The 17,327-nt window shown below is 39.0% G+C and carries 18 protein-coding genes; 16 read left to right on the top strand and 2 right to left on the bottom strand.

The annotated features are described in order from the left end of the window. Position 1 precedes the first annotated feature (1 nt). From yqeH to FLK20_RS09395, 10 genes are all read left to right on the top strand, one after another. On the top strand, positions 2–1,111 hold the full coding sequence (yqeH, locus tag FLK20_RS09440) for a ribosome biogenesis GTPase YqeH (RefSeq protein ID WP_152656318.1): 1,110 nt from the start codon (positions 2–4) through the stop codon (positions 1,109–1,111). Positions 1,112–1,150: 39 nt separating this feature from the next. Beyond that, positions 1,151–1,981 (top strand): shikimate dehydrogenase, encoded by an 831-nt coding sequence (gene aroE / locus FLK20_RS09435; protein WP_152656317.1) that lies wholly within the window; start codon positions 1,151–1,153, stop codon positions 1,979–1,981. A 1-nt stretch (position 1,982) separates the two neighbouring features. After that, entirely contained in the window at positions 1,983–2,276 is a 294-nt protein-coding gene (yhbY, locus tag FLK20_RS09430) for a ribosome assembly RNA-binding protein YhbY (protein WP_152656316.1), read from the top strand. 216 nt (positions 2,277–2,492) lie between these two features. Next, positions 2,493–3,068, top strand: a complete 576-nt coding sequence (locus FLK20_RS09425; RefSeq protein ID WP_152656315.1) for a nicotinate-nucleotide adenylyltransferase — start codon at positions 2,493–2,495, stop codon at positions 3,066–3,068. Beyond that, the gene (gene yqeK / locus FLK20_RS09420; RefSeq protein WP_152656314.1) at positions 3,049–3,630 is read left to right on the top strand and encodes a bis(5'-nucleosyl)-tetraphosphatase (symmetrical) YqeK; all 582 of its coding nucleotides are present in this window, start codon (positions 3,049–3,051) and stop codon (positions 3,628–3,630) included. The genes FLK20_RS09425 and yqeK overlap by 20 nt, the downstream gene beginning before the upstream one ends. Continuing rightward, positions 3,627–3,983 carry a ribosome silencing factor gene (rsfS, locus tag FLK20_RS09415; RefSeq protein WP_152656313.1) on the top strand — a complete coding sequence of 119 codons (357 nt, stop codon included), beginning with the start codon at positions 3,627–3,629 and terminating at the stop codon, positions 3,981–3,983. The genes yqeK and rsfS overlap by 4 nt, the downstream gene beginning before the upstream one ends. A gap of 4 nt (positions 3,984–3,987) precedes the next feature. Next, positions 3,988–4,734 carry a class I SAM-dependent DNA methyltransferase gene (locus FLK20_RS09410; protein ID WP_152656312.1) on the top strand — a complete coding sequence of 249 codons (747 nt, stop codon included), beginning with the start codon at positions 3,988–3,990 and terminating at the stop codon, positions 4,732–4,734. Positions 4,735–4,839: 105 nt separating this feature from the next. Next, positions 4,840–5,451, top strand: coding sequence for a helix-hairpin-helix domain-containing protein (locus FLK20_RS09405; protein ID WP_152656311.1), 612 nt, complete (start codon positions 4,840–4,842; stop codon positions 5,449–5,451). A 24-nt stretch (positions 5,452–5,475) separates the two neighbouring features. Beyond that, positions 5,476–6,054 (top strand): ComE operon protein 2, encoded by a 579-nt coding sequence (locus tag FLK20_RS09400; protein ID WP_152656310.1) that lies wholly within the window; start codon positions 5,476–5,478, stop codon positions 6,052–6,054. Then, positions 6,051–8,345, top strand: a complete 2,295-nt coding sequence (locus tag FLK20_RS09395) for a DNA internalization-related competence protein ComEC/Rec2 (protein ID WP_152656309.1) — start codon at positions 6,051–6,053, stop codon at positions 8,343–8,345. Before FLK20_RS09400 ends, FLK20_RS09395 begins: the two co-directional genes overlap by 4 nt. Before the next feature lie 335 nt (positions 8,346–8,680). Here FLK20_RS09395 and FLK20_RS09390 read toward each other — a convergent pair whose 3' ends face one another. Then, positions 8,681–8,815, bottom strand: coding sequence for a YqzM family protein (locus tag FLK20_RS09390; protein WP_152656308.1), 135 nt, complete (start codon positions 8,813–8,815; stop codon positions 8,681–8,683). 524 nt (positions 8,816–9,339) lie between these two features. Between FLK20_RS09390 and holA the strand changes: the two genes are divergently transcribed. Then, positions 9,340–10,350 carry a DNA polymerase III subunit delta gene (gene holA / locus FLK20_RS09385; RefSeq protein ID WP_152656307.1) on the top strand — a complete coding sequence of 337 codons (1,011 nt, stop codon included), beginning with the start codon at positions 9,340–9,342 and terminating at the stop codon, positions 10,348–10,350. 76 nt (positions 10,351–10,426) lie between these two features. On the opposite strand, the gene rpsT is transcribed toward holA, so the two are convergent. Beyond that, entirely contained in the window at positions 10,427–10,684 is a 258-nt protein-coding gene (gene rpsT, locus FLK20_RS09380; protein WP_152656306.1) for a 30S ribosomal protein S20, read from the bottom strand. A gap of 320 nt (positions 10,685–11,004) precedes the next feature. Between rpsT and gpr the strand changes: the two genes are divergently transcribed. From gpr to hemW, 5 genes are all read left to right on the top strand, one after another. Beyond that, positions 11,005–12,105 carry a GPR endopeptidase gene (gene gpr, locus FLK20_RS09375; RefSeq protein ID WP_152656305.1) on the top strand — a complete coding sequence of 367 codons (1,101 nt, stop codon included), beginning with the start codon at positions 11,005–11,007 and terminating at the stop codon, positions 12,103–12,105. Positions 12,106–12,224: 119 nt separating this feature from the next. Next, on the top strand, positions 12,225–13,388 hold the full coding sequence (gene spoIIP, locus FLK20_RS09370) for a stage II sporulation protein P (RefSeq protein WP_194165592.1): 1,164 nt from the start codon (positions 12,225–12,227) through the stop codon (positions 13,386–13,388). A 300-nt stretch (positions 13,389–13,688) separates the two neighbouring features. After that, entirely contained in the window at positions 13,689–13,970 is a 282-nt protein-coding gene (locus tag FLK20_RS09365; RefSeq protein ID WP_152656304.1) for a hypothetical protein, read from the top strand. Between the two features lie 133 nt (positions 13,971–14,103). Continuing rightward, on the top strand, positions 14,104–15,912 hold the full coding sequence (gene lepA / locus FLK20_RS09360; protein ID WP_152656303.1) for a translation elongation factor 4: 1,809 nt from the start codon (positions 14,104–14,106) through the stop codon (positions 15,910–15,912). 213 nt (positions 15,913–16,125) lie between these two features. Beyond that, positions 16,126–17,307, top strand: a complete 1,182-nt coding sequence (gene hemW, locus FLK20_RS09355) for a radical SAM family heme chaperone HemW (RefSeq protein WP_152656302.1) — start codon at positions 16,126–16,128, stop codon at positions 17,305–17,307. The last annotated feature ends 20 nt before the right edge of the window (positions 17,308–17,327 follow it).

Below are 17,327 nucleotides of genomic sequence, written 5' to 3'. Positions count from 1 at the left end.
CTTGGAGCAACATATTTGTCAGGGATGCGGCAGTTCAATTCAGACAGAGCATCCAAACGAACCAGGGTATGCACCTGTCAGTGCATTAGAGAAGGATGTTATTTTATGTAAAAGGTGCTTTCGTCTAAAGCATTATAATGAAATACAGGATGTATCGATAACGGATGCTGATTTTTTGAAAATGGTCAGTTCCATCCGCGATAGAAATGGATTAATTGTCCACATTATTGATATTTTTGATGTGGATGGAACCTTATTAAATAATTTACCGAGAATTACAGGTGATAATCCAATTATTTTAGTAGGAAATAAGCTTGATTTATTGCCTAAGTCAACGAATGAAAATAAATTAAAGCAGTGGCTGCGTCATGAAGCGAGTCAACTGGGAATTAAAATACAGGATGTTGTTTTAATTTCTTCTGTAAAAGGAAAGGGAATCGATGAGCTAAAGCAAAAAATAGACGTGCAGCGGGCGAATAAGGATGTATTTATTGTTGGTGTAACCAATGTTGGAAAATCAACTTTTATTAATCGTCTGATCAAAGAGTCGACAGGAGAAGAGAATGCTATAACGACTTCTTACTTTCCAGGAACAACATTAGGTTTTATTGAAATACCATTGGATGAAGATACCTTCTTGGTGGATACACCAGGAATTGTGAATAAACAGCAGATGGCTCATTATGTTTCAGAAAAAGAATTAAAAATGATTACCCCGAAGAAAGAAATTAAAGCAAGGGTGTATCAATTAAATGAGCAGCAGACATTATATATCGGCGGATTAGTAAGACTGGACTTTATAAAAGGGAAGAGACAATCATTTATATGTTACTTCTCTAATGACTTAACGATTCACCGGACAAAGCTTGAGAATGCGGATGAGCTGTACAGGAAACATGCTGGAGAGCTTTTATCACCGCCATATGCGGAGAACCTGGACAATTTTCCGCAGCTTGCAGCACACAGCTTTAAAGTAGAGAAAGGTAAAGTGGATATTGTCTTTCCGGGGTTAGGCTGGATTAGTATTCAAGGTGAAGGAGCAACTGTGACTGCACACAGCCCGAAAGGTGTTTCTGTAACAACACGAAAATCCTTTCTCTCAGGTCAGTAGTAATTAGATAAAATTATTCGAGAAATAGGAGGCATTCCGTTGCGTTTAAATTTAAAGTTAATCGGGTATCCCATTAAACATTCCTTATCACCCTGGATTCAAAGTACATTTTTGGAGAGAGCTGGCATTGAAGGCTCTTATACATTGCATGAAATACCAAATGAAGAACTTTTTGCGGAAGAAATTAAAAAGCTGAGAGAAGCCGAAGTTAACGGATTTAATGTGACCGTTCCTTATAAACAAACCATTATTCCATATTTAGACAGATTGGACATTACTGCCGAGCGTATGGGTGCAGTGAATACCGTTTCTTTGGAAGGAAAAGAGTGGGTCGGATATAATACGGACGGTATTGGCTATGTTCAGGCATTACGAGATAAGTTTCCTGATTTGAGCAGCAATATGGATGTTTCTATTTTAATACTCGGTGCTGGCGGAGCCGCACGAGGCATTTTCCATGGTCTGGTCCAGACAGGCTATAAAAAACTGACGCTTGCCAATCGGACAAAATCCAAAGGCGAAGATATTATAAAAGGGACGAATGCTTCTGTTATTACTTTGGCCGAAGCTGAGAAAAATATTGCAGCTTATGATGTGATTATTCAAACCAGCTCTGTAGGAATGAATGAGCAGAAGCAAATTATCGATCTGTCAGATTTACGAGAAGGAACCATCGTTAGTGATATTGTTTACCAGCCGCTTATGACACAATTGTTAAAGCAGGCTGAGGAAAAAGGCGGACGTCTTCATTATGGCCATACGATGCTGTTATATCAGGCGCGGGAAGCATTTGAAATCTGGACAGATAAGCGAGTAGATGTAACTGGCATGAGTGAAGCGATGATAGCCAGATTAACAGGAGGTAAATAGGATGTTAACAAATAAACAAAAACAATTTTTACGCAGTGAATCCCACCACATTAAGCCAATTTTTCAGGTTGGCAAGGATGGTGTCAATGATAATATGGTAACTCAAATTGGAGAAGCTTTAGAAAAAAGAGAATTGATCAAGGTCAGTATCCTTCAGAACTGTGCAGAGGATAAGCATGTGGTTGCTGAACAGATTTCCTCTGGAACAGAAGCAGAAGTGGTGCAGGTTATTGGCAGTACGATTGTTTTGTATAAAGAATCGGCAGATCATAAAGAAATTAAATTACCGAAATAGAAGTTGCATAATAAATCACCAACGTATTGGCAAGGTGAGTATAACTCATAGTCCAAAGTATTTTCGATGAGAAGAGTAATCGCAAAAGCTCTTCGGTGGGGCGAGTAATCGCAGCCCCAGTCCCAGTCCCGGATTCAGAACGTTGGCCTTTTAGCCGGCTGCTTCTAATTTGATAACTTTGTGGACACGTATTTATAAACTTCAGAAGGTGAGACTTTGAAAAAGATTGGCATTTTAGGTGGTACATTTAATCCGCCGCATATAGGACATTTATGGATTGCCGAAGAAGTAAGGATCAGAAGGCAATTAGATGAGATTTGGTTCATTCCGACATGGACACCGCCGCATAAAGAAACAGTTATTCTGGATGCATCTCACCGTTTAAAAATGCTGCAGTTGGCAGTAAAGGGCAACCCTTATTTTCATGTGAATGCTTTAGAGCTGGAAAGAGAGGGGACGTCGTACACATATGATACGGTAAAAGAGCTGACTGTCAAATATCCGGAAGCTGTATTACACTTTATTATCGGCGGTGATATGGTAGCGTATTTGCCTAAGTGGAACCGGGTGGATGATTTAGTAAATATGATTCATTTTATAGGTGTATCCAGACCGGGATATACATTAGATACACCGTATCCTGTTGATCGTCTCGAGATACATCCGTTAGATGTTTCCTCTACCTTTATAAGAAACCGGTTAGAAGATGGCGAGACGGTACGCTATTTGCTTCCTGATGCTGTGATGAACTATATTAAGGAGAATCAGATTTATGGATATAGAGAACCTTAAGGTTGATTTACAGGAAAGGCTGACAGAAGGAAGGTATGAGCATACACTAAGAGTAACAGATACAGCACTAGAGCTGGCTGAAGCCTTTCATGAATCCGTGGAAAATACAAAAATTGCTGCTTTATTTCATGACTACTGTAAGTATGATCCTTTAGAAGAAATGCAAAAAACAATTGAAACAAACAGCAAGCTGCCAGATTTACTGCTTTCTTTCCATCATGAATTATGGCATGGGCCGGTTGCATCCATTCGGATAGAAGAAAAGTATGGTATTGCGAATCAGGAAATAAAGGATGCTATTTTCTTTCATACAACAGGAAGAGCAAAAATGACAAAGCTGGATAAAATTATTTTCCTTGCCGACTATATAGAGCCGGGCAGAAGCTTTCCAGGCGTAGATGAAGTGAGGGATACGGCGAAGACAGATTTAACAAAAGCATGCTACCAGGCGGCAAGGAACACGGTTCGTTTTTTAATGGAAAAGAATCGTACAGTATATCCTGATAGCTTTCATGCTTACAATGATTTAAATCAAGAAGTTTTTGGAGGAATAGATAAATGAATAACAAAGAATTAATTCAAGTAGTTGCAGAAGCCTGTGACGATAAAAGAGCGGAAAATATTGTTGCTTTAGATATGAAGGAAGTATCTTTAGTCGCTGATTATTTCGTGATTTGCCATGGAAGTAACGAGCGGCAGGTACAAGCAATTGCACGTGCAATTAAAGAAGCTGCTGAAGAATACGGAAAAGACATCAAAAGAATGGAAGGCTTTGAAGAAGCGCGCTGGGTGCTTGTCGATGTTGGAGATATAGTTTGTCATGTTTTTCATAAGGATGAGAGATACTATTATAATTTAGAAAAATTATGGGGCGATGCGGATCGTGTTGCACTGAATATTAAGCAAGAAGGGTAAAGGAATGGCATATCGTAAAATGGCTGAGGTCTATGATGAGCTGATGAATAATGTCCCCTATGATGATTGGGTGGTTCTTATTCAGCAAATGATAGCCCAGGCAGAAAATCCAGTTCAATCGATTATTGATTTAGGCTGTGGTACAGGAGTTATCACGAGAAAACTGGCAGCTTTGGGGTATACAATGACAGGAGTAGATCAGTCCGGTGATATGCTGCGTCAGGCGCAAAAGGGGCTAGAACCTGCTGATACCATCAGCTGGTTAGAAGCGGATATTACAAAGCTGAATGATGTGGAGCTGCAATATGATATGGCAATCAGCTGCTGTGATGTAATCAATTATGTAACAGACATTCAGGAAGTGGAGCAAGCCTTTACCAATGCTTATCAGCTGCTGGAAGCAGATGGGATATTTTTCTTTGATATTCATTCCATGTATACGGTAGAAGATATTTATATCGGTGAGACGTTTGCTGATACAACAGATGAAGCCGCTTATATTTGGGAATGTGTACCAGGAGATGAAACAGGAGAAATGTATCATCAGCTTACCTTTTTTCATCAGGAAGAAGGAGATCATTTCATTCGATTCCAGGAAAAACATCATCAGCGGACATTTCCCGTAGAAGTATATAAAAATATTTTAAAAAATATTGGCTTTAAAAAAATCAATATCTATGCTGATTTTTCATTAGAAGCAAATAATTGGAATGAACAATCAGAAAGAATTTTCTTTTTGGCTGAAAAATAAACAGTGAAAATAATTTTTAGTCTGATTTTTTGAGAAAAGGAGATTGCCTTTCTTTGTCGAAATACTATTACTACATACTATTTTGACAAAGAGGAGGTAATAACCTTGTATTGGTTAAAGAAGAATATTCCTATTTTTATCATTATTGCAGCTGTCATTGTATTATTTATCTTTGTAAATAAGCAAGAAACCTCCAGTCCGCTGTCTGCCTCATTAATTTCTTCTGATTTGGACGAACCGATAAATGACCCGCCGCTTGTAGAAGAAGCTTTGGAAAAACAAAATCAAACTGCAATGGTTGACTTAAAGGGAGAGGTGGTGCGCCCGGGAGTATATGAAATGGAGGAGGGTGACCGCATCCGGGATGTTATTGAGCGTGCTGATGGTTTCACAGACAATGCGGATATTTTGCAAGTGAACTTGGCACAAATTGTTCAGGATGAGATGGTTATTTTGATACCGGCTGTTGGCCAAGCTGAAGGAGCTGCTGGAAGCAGTCCGGCAGGGGAACAAGCGGGTGACGGTAAAATAAAAATAAATACAGCTTCCATGGAAGAGCTGACTCAGCTTCCGGGCATCGGGCCTGCTAAAGCAGAGGCAATTATTACCCATCGTGATAATCATGGTTTGTTTCAAAAGGCAGAGGATTTATTAGAGATTTCCGGTATTGGAGAAAAGACACTGGAGACGCTTGTAGAGCATATCCAAGTTCCTTAATAAAAAGAGAAAGAGGTAATCATCATGGAGAGAATTGCTTGGGATCAATATTTTATGGCGCAAAGTCATCTGTTGGCGTTACGAAGTACATGTACCCGCTTAATGGTGGGCGCTACTATTGTCCGGGATAAACGTATTATTGCCGGCGGTTATAATGGAAGTGTTTCCGGCGATGTTCATTGTATCGATGAGGGCTGCTACGTCATTGATGGGCATTGTGTGCGAACCGTACATGCAGAAGCAAATGCGCTGCTTCAATGTGCAAAATTTGGTGTACCGACAGATGGTGCAGATGTTTATGTAACACATTTTCCTTGCCTGCAATGTACTAAACAGCTCATACAAAGCGGCATTAAAAACCTATTCTATGCAGAAGATTACAGGAATCATCCTTATGCCGTCCAGTTATTTGAAGAAGCTGGTGTAAGAGCGCAAAAAGTACCATTGGTAGATGCAGTGGTTGATACAAAGTTTGGGGAAAAGAATGCTTTTGTACATGAGCTGATGGAGAAGCTGGAGGCATCCAATCTGTCCTCTGATGAAAGAAAGACAATAAAAGCCGATGCAGAACGGCTATTTTTTAGTAAAGAGAACAAACATTGAGGGGATATTGGCATTTTCCTGCAATAGCAGCTGTTTTAGCCATTTTATATCATTTGCTGGCTGTAAAATGGCTGCTCCTTCTTTTTGCAATATGGCTCATATGGCTTAAGCTTCTGAAAAAAATGAACGCAACTGTCTGGCTGATTACGTTGTTTAGCTTTCTGATATTTTTGTATATTATTCCGGTAGTACCATCGACAGTATTTGAAGAAAGTTCGATAGAAGCAGAGCTTACTGGGAAAATTGAAGGAGAAGTAAAGCTCAGCTCCAAACAAATACAATTTACCATTAACCCTTCACACAGCTCCGTCAAGCTTCTAGTTACGTATTTTCCTGAAAAAGATGAGAATTTTCGTGTGCTTCCACTAGAGCATTCCCTGTTTCACGGCTCCCAATGTATGATGTATCAAAGCATCGAGATACCGCCTTCCAGTACGAACCCCGCACAATTCGATTTCCGTCAATTTTTACTGCAAAAACAAATTACCCACCAGATTGTTTTAAAAGATTTTAACCATATACAATGCACCTCTTCTGAAAAGGGTATCCTTCCATTATTGTACAAGCTGAGAACAGATTTGCTGCACCGGATGGAAGCCGCATGGAGTGAGGATACAGCTCCATGGATTAACGCAATTGTTTTTGGAGATACTTCTGCAATGGAAGAGTCTGTAACCGAATTATTTCAGCGATTTGGATTATCCCATATCATTGCTATATCAGGCACGCATGTGACACTTGTCATTGCTTTTTTGTATTTGATTTTAGTAAAAGGAAATATTATCACAAAAGAGAAAACACAGCTATTTTTAATGATTTTTCTTCCGGTTTATTCTGTATTGGCCGGTGCTAATCCTCCTGTCCTCCGTGCTGCTTCCATGATGGTAATAGTCCTTGTGCTGCAAAAGTATCGCTGGAAACTTCCTTATTCTGATTTACTATGCATTGTATTTATGTGTTTTATTCTTTGGGACCCTTATATTATTTATCATGTTGGCTTTCAGTTCTCTTTTGCAGTAACCTTTGCCATACTTCTGTCTCAAGAATGGATTAGTAAATCAAATTCACCATTGTGGAAGGTTTTTCAGGTAAGCTTTGTTGCGCAAATGGCAATTCTTCCGCTGCAAATTTATTATTTTAACATTTTCCATCCACTATCCATTCTGATGAACCTAGTGGTTATTCCTTATTTTACCTTATTTGTCATTCCACTTATGTACGTTTTTACAGTTCTTCATTTTCTGCCAGACAATATTCTGCTGCTTCTCGATAAGGTGTTTGTTTTTATGCATAAGGGGATGCTGCTGTTTATTGAATTAGTGGATGAGAAGTTATTTCCACCTATTTATTTAGACAAATTTTCTCTCTTCAGTGTCATCATTTATTTTGCTTGTTTTTTTCTGTTTATGAAATATGTAGAGCAGAAACAGGAAAAATTAGCATGGTTAATGGGAATTCTTTTTATATTTCCTATTTTGATGACTGCCGGCAAGCCTTATTTTCAGGGTGAAGGTATAGTGACGATGTTTGATATGGGGCAGGGAGATGCGATTTTAGTGGAAGCTGCAAAAAGAGAAGCAGTTATTATGATTGATGCCGGAGCTGCTTTTCGTTTTGAGGATATGGAGCCGACAAGGGGAGTGTATAAAAATATTATCCGTGCTTATTTTCATCAGCGTGGAATAAATGAGCTGGATGCGATTATTATTTCGCATGATGATGTAGATCATTTTGGGAGTATCCGTTTTATTTTGGAAGAGGTGAAGGTAAAGGAAGTAATAGTAAGCCTTTATTTTGATACAGCGTTATTAAAAGAGTTTCAGGAGATTCAGCCATCAGTTAAGATAACACAGGTAGAAGCGGGGGATTTATTGAATTTTAATGATGCCATTTCCTTATCTGTACTAGCACCTGATATAGATAAAGGGAATGCAAATGATAATTCGCTTGTGTTATATACAAATCTGGGTTTGAGATGGCTATTCACAGGTGATATCAGCAAGGAAATTGAGGAAAGAATTATCCGGGAATATCCAGGACTACAGGTGGATATTTTAAAGGTTGCCCACCATGGCAGCAAAACGTCAACAGGAGAAGTATTTATAGAGGCTATCCAGCCGCGGGCTGCTCTCATTTCAGCGGGGAGAAATAATCGTTATAATCATCCCAGCGGGGAGGTGCTGGAGGTACTGGAAGATAATCAAGTTCAAGTGTATCGAACGGATGAACATGGTGCGATTCAATTTTTCTACACAGACGAAGGAGGAACCTTTTCAACTTTTTTACCATAAAATAAAGAAAATATGTTGCTGGACGTGGCTGGCTCTTCATTCAAATGAAATGAAACAACTATTCTCTTTATCCCAAAAGAAAACTCGGCAAGCCTTGAAAGGAGCAGGATGGATCGCTTTTGATGCGCTTTCATCGACTGAATTACCGTCACATCGCATGACCAACAAACGTCGATACTGGGGGACATCGTGTCCGTCGCGCTTTAGTCTTTACATTCTTTATACTTTCTTAAAGTGCAAAAAAGAAGAGATATCATCCCTTCCTTTTTGACAGTCGAGGTTGTCGCCTAAAAGCATGGGTGACAACCAGTTTTTCAACCTTTTTATCTCTTTTATTATTGACCAATCACGCTGATGGTTACACCAACCGCAAAAATGATAAAGAAAAAGAGAAATGAAAAGGTAAATCCTTTAATGGAGTCTACTACATCGCTACCTTTGTACTGCGGATCTTTTTCAAAATCGTTCAAGATATACCCCTCCTATGCTCACAATTATAGTATAAATCATCCACCTGAAAAAATCTACATTCTTAACAGGATTCCTTACTTATAAGGTACCAGCCATTTTTAGCAACAGTTAACATCTATACTTTTTGCCGGAAAGCACAAATTATTTATAAGCAAATATCGTTCTTAAAATTTGTTTCTAGAGCTTATTTTAAGGCGTTTAATATAGATGCTTAACCTGGGAAGAAACAATTTAAATATTGTTCTTCCCTTTTTTTAAGGAATAGAAAAGTATATAATTTTGCCTGATTTAATTCTTATTCAAGAATAGCCATGTCCAGCTCCAAGCGCCAAAAACTAGGAGATTTCACGTCACGCCTTACGATAAGTCAACATCGGCTCCTTACGTCACCGTGTTTCCTTTATCTCAGTTGTACCGCTCCAATCTCTACGTTTTTAAACGGGCGCTTTGCGCTTTTCGTTCTTGCGTTTATCTGTACTTCCTTATACGATAGAAGAGATCATTTACTTAGGTGGGGAATGTCATGTCAACGATAGATCAGATTAACAAAATAAAAATCCGTCAAGTAAGTCCTGTATACTTTGCTTTTGGTACAGAAACTTATTTTATTGAGAAGCTCAAGGCACAGCTGATTAAAACAGTATTAGAGGGAGACAAGACCAATCTCATTCTTTATGACCTGGAAGAAACATCTATACAAGAGGTTTTAGCGGATGCAGAAACATTCCCGTTTTTCGGGGACCGCAAATTGATATTTGCCAGCAATGCCTCTTTTGTGAAAACAAAACCTGATAAAACACCATTTGAGCATGATTTAGCATATTTACAGGAGTACTTACAAAATCCGCCTGAGTATTCCATTTTACTAATCATAGCGCCGTATGAAAAGCTGGATGAACGTAAAAAGGTAACGAAACAATTTAAAAAGCTGGCAACCCCTGTGGATTGTCAATCTGTTAAAGAAAAAGATGCAAAAACGTGGATTCAAACCCTGATGAAATCATATGAGATCGATATTGAGCCGGAAGCGATGGAAATATTGGAGGCAGAGGTTTCTAATAATATTCAGCTTCTGCAAAGTGAAATTGAGAAGCTCGCTTTATTTGTTGGGGCTAATGGTGTTGTGACTAAAGAGGTTGCACAGCAGTTAGTTTCGCACACACCGACCACTACATCGCTCGCACTTGTTGATGCTGTTATGAAGGGGAGTATTCAGGAAGCGATTCAAATTTATCAGGATTTAGAGAAAATGAATGAAGATCCTATTGCGATGATCGGCTTGCTTGCTTATCAGTTTCGGATGATTCTAAGAGTAAAACAGTTAAAAAAGAAGGGGTATTCCCAATTTCAAATTCAGAAGAATATTGGTGCACATCCCTATGTTATTAAGGTAGCGATGGCCAGGGAAGCAAAATTATCCGAAGAACGTCTATCCTATATCATTTGCCAGCTTGCAGAAACGGATGCCAAAATGAAACAGGGCTTAATGGAAAAAGGTTTAGCATTTGAACTGCTGTTAATGGATTTGGTCTAGGATCTTATAGAGTGTAATTAAAATAAAAGGTGAAGCAGCTACGGAGGTTGTCCGTACTTACTTCACCTTTTTATCATTATGCGTTAACTTTTTTAGCTAAACGAGCCTTTTGACGATTAGCAGCGTTTCTATGGATGATACCTTTTTGGGCTGCTTTATCAATATGCTTGCTTGCAGATTGGAATGCTGCTTTTGCATTTTCTTTTTCATTTGCTGCTGCAAGTTGCTCTACACGTTTAATTTCAGTACGCATAGCAGAAAGCTGTGAAACGTTAGCAGTTCGTTTCTTTTGGTTAACTTCTACGCGTTTAATTGCAGATTTAATATTTGCCATGTCTATTCACCTCCTAAAAAGTGTACGATTTAAAATAAACATGTTTTAAAGTACGTGTTCAAAAAGGGTTAACGTAGTTCGTATTGCTCTTTTCGAACACGCACATTCGTATACTTTAATCAACTGTCAATTTTCTACGTACGACAAGAGTATTTTACCAAAGCTGCCCCATCTTTTCAATAGAATTGTTGCTTAATCAACAAATTGGTATGAAATTATTAAACGGGTGCATGCTAAGAATGTTTAAATACAGGAGTTTTTCAAGGAGAATTGTCCGTTAAAACTCCTGTTAGTGCGTATTAAAAAAGGGGCATGGTGTGATGAAAAATATGGAGGAAAATTTTCAAGTAAGAACTGATTTAGCTGTGGAAGCAAGAGAAATGTATACGGAACAGCAAAATAATCAAGAAAAGAAGGATATTGCTGGTGTTACTTTTAAAGAAAATGCAATCAAGGATATAAAAATTTCTTATGTAACGATTGATGATACTGGTGCCGAACAAATCGGAAAAAAGCCTGGAAATTATGTTACCATTCATACCGATGGTGTAAAAAAGCAAGATACAGAAAAGCAGCATCAGGCGGCAAAGGTTTTAGCGAAAGAGCTTGAGGAGTTAATAAAAAAACAGAATTTACCTGCTAAAGCCTCGTGCTTAGTTGTGGGTTTAGGAAATTGGAATGTAACTCCTGATGCTTTAGGACCGATGACAGTGGAGAAAGTGATGGTCACCAGCCATTTATTTCGATTGCAGCCAGAATCTGTTGCAGAAGGCTATAGCGAAGTAGCTGCTATTACACCAGGGGTAATGGGGGTGACAGGTATTGAAACCAGTGATGTTATTTTCGGGATTGTAGAAAAATACCAGCCTGATATGGTTATTGCCATCGATGCGTTAGCTTCCAGATCGATCAGCAGAGTGAATGAAACGATTCAACTATCTGATACAGGAATTCATCCAGGTTCTGGAGTGGGCAATAAACGCAAGGAAATAAGTAAACAGACATTGGGAGTTCCTGTCATTGCTATTGGTGTGCCGACAGTGGTAGATGCAGTAACAATAACGAGTGATACCATCGATTATTTATTAAAACACTTCGGGAGAGAATGGAAGGAAAAGGATCATCCATCTAAATCGTTAACTCCTGCTGGTATGAATTTCGGGGCAAAGCAATTGACGGATGCAGATTTGCCTGATAAAGAGCAGCGGGAAAAGCTGTTTGGCATGATTGGCGGATTATCTGAGGAGGATAAAAGGCAACTGATCATGGAAGTGTTAACGCCGCTTGGCCATAATTTAATGGTCACACCAAAAGAAGTGGATGGCTTTATGATTGATATGGCTGAAGTGATAGCAAATGGATTGAATGCTGCCTTGCATGAGACGGTGACCATCGATAATTTTTCAAGCTTTTCCAGGTGATGATATTTCTCATCCTCTATCAAGTCTATTTTTTTCATTCTTACACGGTTCTACTTTCTCTAGTTTACTCATAGATTGAACTATAGAGTAATTAGAGAAAGGTGGCATCGTGTATTTTTATGAAAAAAAATAACTGGAGTAAAATGGTACAAACCTTTTCTCGACGGAGCGGTCTTTATATTTTATTTTTTGTTAGTATATTTTTGTTGATTAGTATATTAACGGCGGTGCAGCCTGCCTATCGGTTTTCATCAGATATACTTAACGATTGGACGAAGGAAATGGATAGTGCGATTTTTTATCATTTAATTACGATGGAAAACAGGGCCTATACGCAGAGTTTTCCTGAGCCGGAAGCAGAAATCCCTAAATTAACAGACGTATTCTTTGAACTGACATCAAACGTGAAGCCGACAGATCCCAGAAGTCTTTTTGGAAATGAAATACCAGGGTTTTCTATATTTGATAATAAATTATTAATGGCAAGTGATAATGATTTCACCCATTTTCCAATTGAATCCAATCCGCCTTTAGAAGAAGTGTTAAGGGACAGAGAAGCAGTGCTGACAGGGGAAGAGGAGGAACAAGAGGAAGAAACGGAAGAAATAGAGAGTGAGCAGACAACTGGAGACAGGGATGTTGTTTTTATTTATAATACCCATAATCGAGAGTCGTTTTTGCCGCATTTGCCAAACGAAACAGAACCGGACGCTGCCATGCATGGAGAAATTAATATTACAAAAGTCAGTGAGCGTTTAGCAGAGTCTCTGAAGAGGAAAGGGATTGGAACACAAATCGATAATACGGATTTTGGACAGCTGCTCAATGAGCGGGGAATGGAATATCATCAATCCTATGAAGCTTCCCGTGAAATTGTAGAGGAAGCGATGGCAGGAAATAGGGAAATTCAATATGTGTTTGATCTGCATCGGGATGCCCTGAGGAGAGACAAGACAACGCAAACGATTGATGGGGAAGATTATGCCAAAACGCTATTTGTGATTGGTACCGGACATCCGGACTATGAAAAAAACTTAAAAGTAGCAACCGAATTGCATGCTTTAATAGAAGAAGCATACCCGGGAATGAGCCGGGGAGTGTTCCAAAAGGATGGTACGAGCGGAAATGGCATTTACAATCAAGATATCGGTGACAATGCATTGCTCATTGAATTTGGCGGGGTAGATAATACTCTGGAGGAGCTGTATCGCTCTGCTGATGCTCTGGCAGAAGTATTCAGCGATTATTATTGGGATGCCGAAGCAGTACAATCTGATCAATAAGAGGATGTTCAAAAAGTCCAATAAAAATGACACGGCGAGAAAAGGATCTTCTACTAAGAACGCCCACGTCGTGTGGGCAACGCAGAAGCCACCGCATCCTGCGGAAGTGCGTTGACTAGTTATTTTCAATACTCACGTATTATAAAGCATAGAGGAACTTCTACTAAGAGCTCCCACGTCGTGTGGGCAACGTAGAAATCACCACATCCTGTGGAAGCCCGTTTGGAAATAGCTAGTCGCCTTGAACTTCTTGGTCCTATTTATCAGACTTTTTGAACACACACAATAAGGGGAGATTTGATGCGAAATATTATTATATTGTTACTACTTGTCATCTTTTTTCTTAGTGGACTGGTATTCGGTATGCAGAAGAATGAAACGGCTGCTCCAGACACCTCTGCCGTTGAAGTAATGGAACAGACTGATGAACAGGAACAAATCATTATCGCAGAATCAGATGTGCTTGAAGAAGGCAATTATTCCCTGACAAATCGGACAGCAGCAACCATGGAGGGTATTGTGAAAAAACTGTTTGAAGTCATTGTCGCCATTATGTATGGGATAGGAGAGCTGTTTTTCTAAAAGTGACCAGGTCTATCGTTAGTTAATCATTGAATCTCGGGGCGTCAATTGCTATAATCAATGCTAGTAATTGACGCCTTTTTTATGGAAAGAAATATAGGTTGTTCAGGAAAAACTTAGGAGTGTGCGTGAAATGACGAATAAAAAAAGAAACGTCAGAAATTTTTCGATCATTGCTCATATTGACCACGGGAAGTCAACCTTAGCAGATCGAATTCTTGAAAATACAGAAACAGTAACAAAACGTGAAATGAAGGACCAGCTCTTAGATGGAATGGATTTGGAGCGTGAACGCGGCATAACGATTAAATTAAATGCAGTGCAGCTAAAGTATACAAATAAAGCTGGAGAAGAATTTATCTTCCATTTAATTGATACACCAGGTCATGTCGACTTTACGTATGAGGTATCCAGAAGTCTGGCTGCCTGTGAAGGGGCTATTCTTGTGGTGGATGCAGCTCAAGGGATTGAAGCACAGACACTGGCGAACGTTTATTTAGCAATGGAAAACGATCTAGAAATTATTCCAGTAATTAATAAAATTGATTTACCGAGTGCAGACACTGAAAAAGTTAAAAAGGAATTAGAGGATGTATTAGGGATTGATGGTGATGAAGCAATCTTAGCCTCGGCTAAAGCAAATATCGGAATTGAAGAAATTCTGGAGCGTGTAGCAGAAGTTGTCCCGGAACCGGCTGGAGATCCGGATGCTCCGCTGAAGGCATTAATCTTTGACTCGCTTTATGATTCTTACCGCGGGGTTATTGCTTATGTCTGTGTGAAGGAAGGCTCTGTGAAAGTCGGAGACAAAATTAAAATGATGGCTACAGGGAAAGAATTCGAGGTGAATGAAGTAGGGGTATTTACACCGAAGCAGCTTGCCAAAAAAGAATTAACCGTTGGAGATGTTGGTTATTTGACAGCATCTATTAAAAATGTCGGTGATTCCCGTGTCGGGGATACGATTACGTTAGCTGCCAAACCGGCAGGCGAAGCATTACCTGGTTACCGCCGTTTAAATCCAATGGTATTCTGCGGACTTTATCCGGTAGATTCTAATGACTATAACGATTTAAGAGAGGCATTGGAGAGGTTAGAGTTAAATGATTCTTCCCTGCAATATGAAGCCGAGACCTCTCAAGCACTTGGCTTCGGCTTTCGTTGCGGATTCTTAGGCTTACTTCATATGGAAATTATTCAAGAGCGTATTGAAAGAGAATTTGGCATCAGCTTAATTACAACAGCGCCAAGTGTTATTTTTGAAGTGGAGCTGACAAATGGCGAAGTAGTTTCTGTAGATAACCCGTCAGAAATGCCGGATCCGCAGGTGATTCAGGAGGTGCGTGAGCCTTATGTTGAAGCAACCATTATGGTTCCCAATGATTATGTCGGAGCAGTAATGGAAATTGCCCAAAAGAAACGCGGAAATTTTGTAGATATGCAGTATTTAGATGATATTCGTGTGAACGTAATTTATCATATTCCTCTTTCGGAAATTGTTTATGATTTCTTTGATCAATTAAAATCGCAGACGAAAGGATATGCATCCTTTGACTATGAATTAATCGGCTACCAGCCATCCCGTCTGGTGAAGATGGATATATTGCTTAATGGTGATACAATTGATGCGCTATCATTTGTTGTCCATCGTGATTTTGCATATGAGCGCGGTAAGCAGATTGTTGATCAACTGAAGAAATTAATTCCGAGACAGCAATTTGAAGTGCCGGTTCAGGCGGCAATTGGTAATAAAATTGTAGCCCGGTCCAATATCAAAGCAGTTCGTAAAGATGTTACCGCAAAGCTCTATGGCGGGGATATTTCCCGGAAGAGAAAGCTTCTTGAAAAACAAAAAGAAGGTAAAAAACGGATGAAGATGGTAGGTTCGGTAGAGGTTCCGCAAGAGGCATTTATGGCTGTTTTGAAGATGGATGAGAATTAAACGCCATATTAATATAAAACCCGCTGCTCAAGCTATGACAGCGGGTTTTATTATACTGAAATGACGCAGTTATCTATGGAAATTGCGGGCAAACATTAAATACTATAAAATAAGCTCAAGAATAGCTAAAGGTTAAACAGCTAATTTGACTAAAGAAAAGCAAATAAGAATCATCTTATCTGTTTTTCTTTTTTACTAGAGGAGAAGTTAAACATGCAAGTTCAGTCTGTATATATTCATATTCCTTTTTGTAAGCAAATTTGTCATTACTGCAACTTTGTAAAGTACTTTTACATGGAAACAAAGGCAGATGCTTTTATAGACGCATTAATAACAGAAATTGACACAGCAATTCCCGGCAAGAAGAACATTTTTCGTACGATTTATATGGGGGGCGGAACACCTACAGCATTATCAATTGGACAATTGCAAAGGCTGTTTCAGTTTTTAAATGAAAAATTTGACCTCAGGTCGTGCGAAGAATTCACGATTGAAATTAATCCAGGTGATATTGATATAGAAAAAGCAAAATTACTTTATGATTACGGAGTCAACCGGATTTCGTTTGGTGTGCAGGTGATGGATGACGACATGCTTGAAAAAATCGGTCGTATGCATCGAGTGAAGGATGTTTATACAACCGTTGATATTCTCACGCAAGCAGCGTTTACCAATATTAGTCTGGATTTAATTTATGCTCTCCCTGATCAGACCGTTGCCCATTTTGAAAAAACATTAAAAGAAGCGTTGCAGTTTGGACTTCCTCATTATTCAACATATGCGCTGCAAATTGAACCTAAAACGGTGTTCTATCACAAACGGAGAAAAGGAGACCTGCATCAGCCCCCGGAGGATGATGAGGTAGAGATGTATCGGCTCCTGCAGGAAAATATGAAAAAACAGGGTGTACAGCAGTATGAAATCAGTAATTTTGCTAAACCTGGATACGAGAGCAGACATAATTTAACGTACTGGAATAACGATTATTATTTTGGGTTTGGAGCTGGAGCCCATGGTTATCTACCTGGAAAGCGTACGGCAAATTATAAGCCTTTGGGGACATATATGAGGGAAATTAATCAAACTGGTTCAGCAGTTGAGCACCTTGAGGAGATAACATTGCAGGACCAGATTGAAGAAGAATTATTCCTGCAGCTTCGAAAAACAGAAGGGATTAATCCAGGTGAATTTAGGGAAAGATATGGTTTATCATTGGAAAAATTATATCGTGATGAATTGACACAATTAAAACAGGATAATTTATTAACATATAACAATGGAAATTATTCCTTGACGAATCAAGGAATGCTTCTTGGCGACCGGGTTTTCGGGCAATTTTTATTACTGGAGAATTTTGAGCAAAAAATAAAAAAAGCAAAAGGTCAAACTGTTTGACAAAAGAAAATGAATTTGAT

Source organism: Oceanobacillus sp. CFH 90083 (assembly GCF_009389585.1).
GTDB lineage: Bacteria > Bacillota > Bacilli > Bacillales > Amphibacillaceae > Oceanobacillus.
The sequence above is the reverse complement of the archived record's forward strand: the minus strand, read 5'-3'. Positions and strand labels throughout refer to the sequence as shown.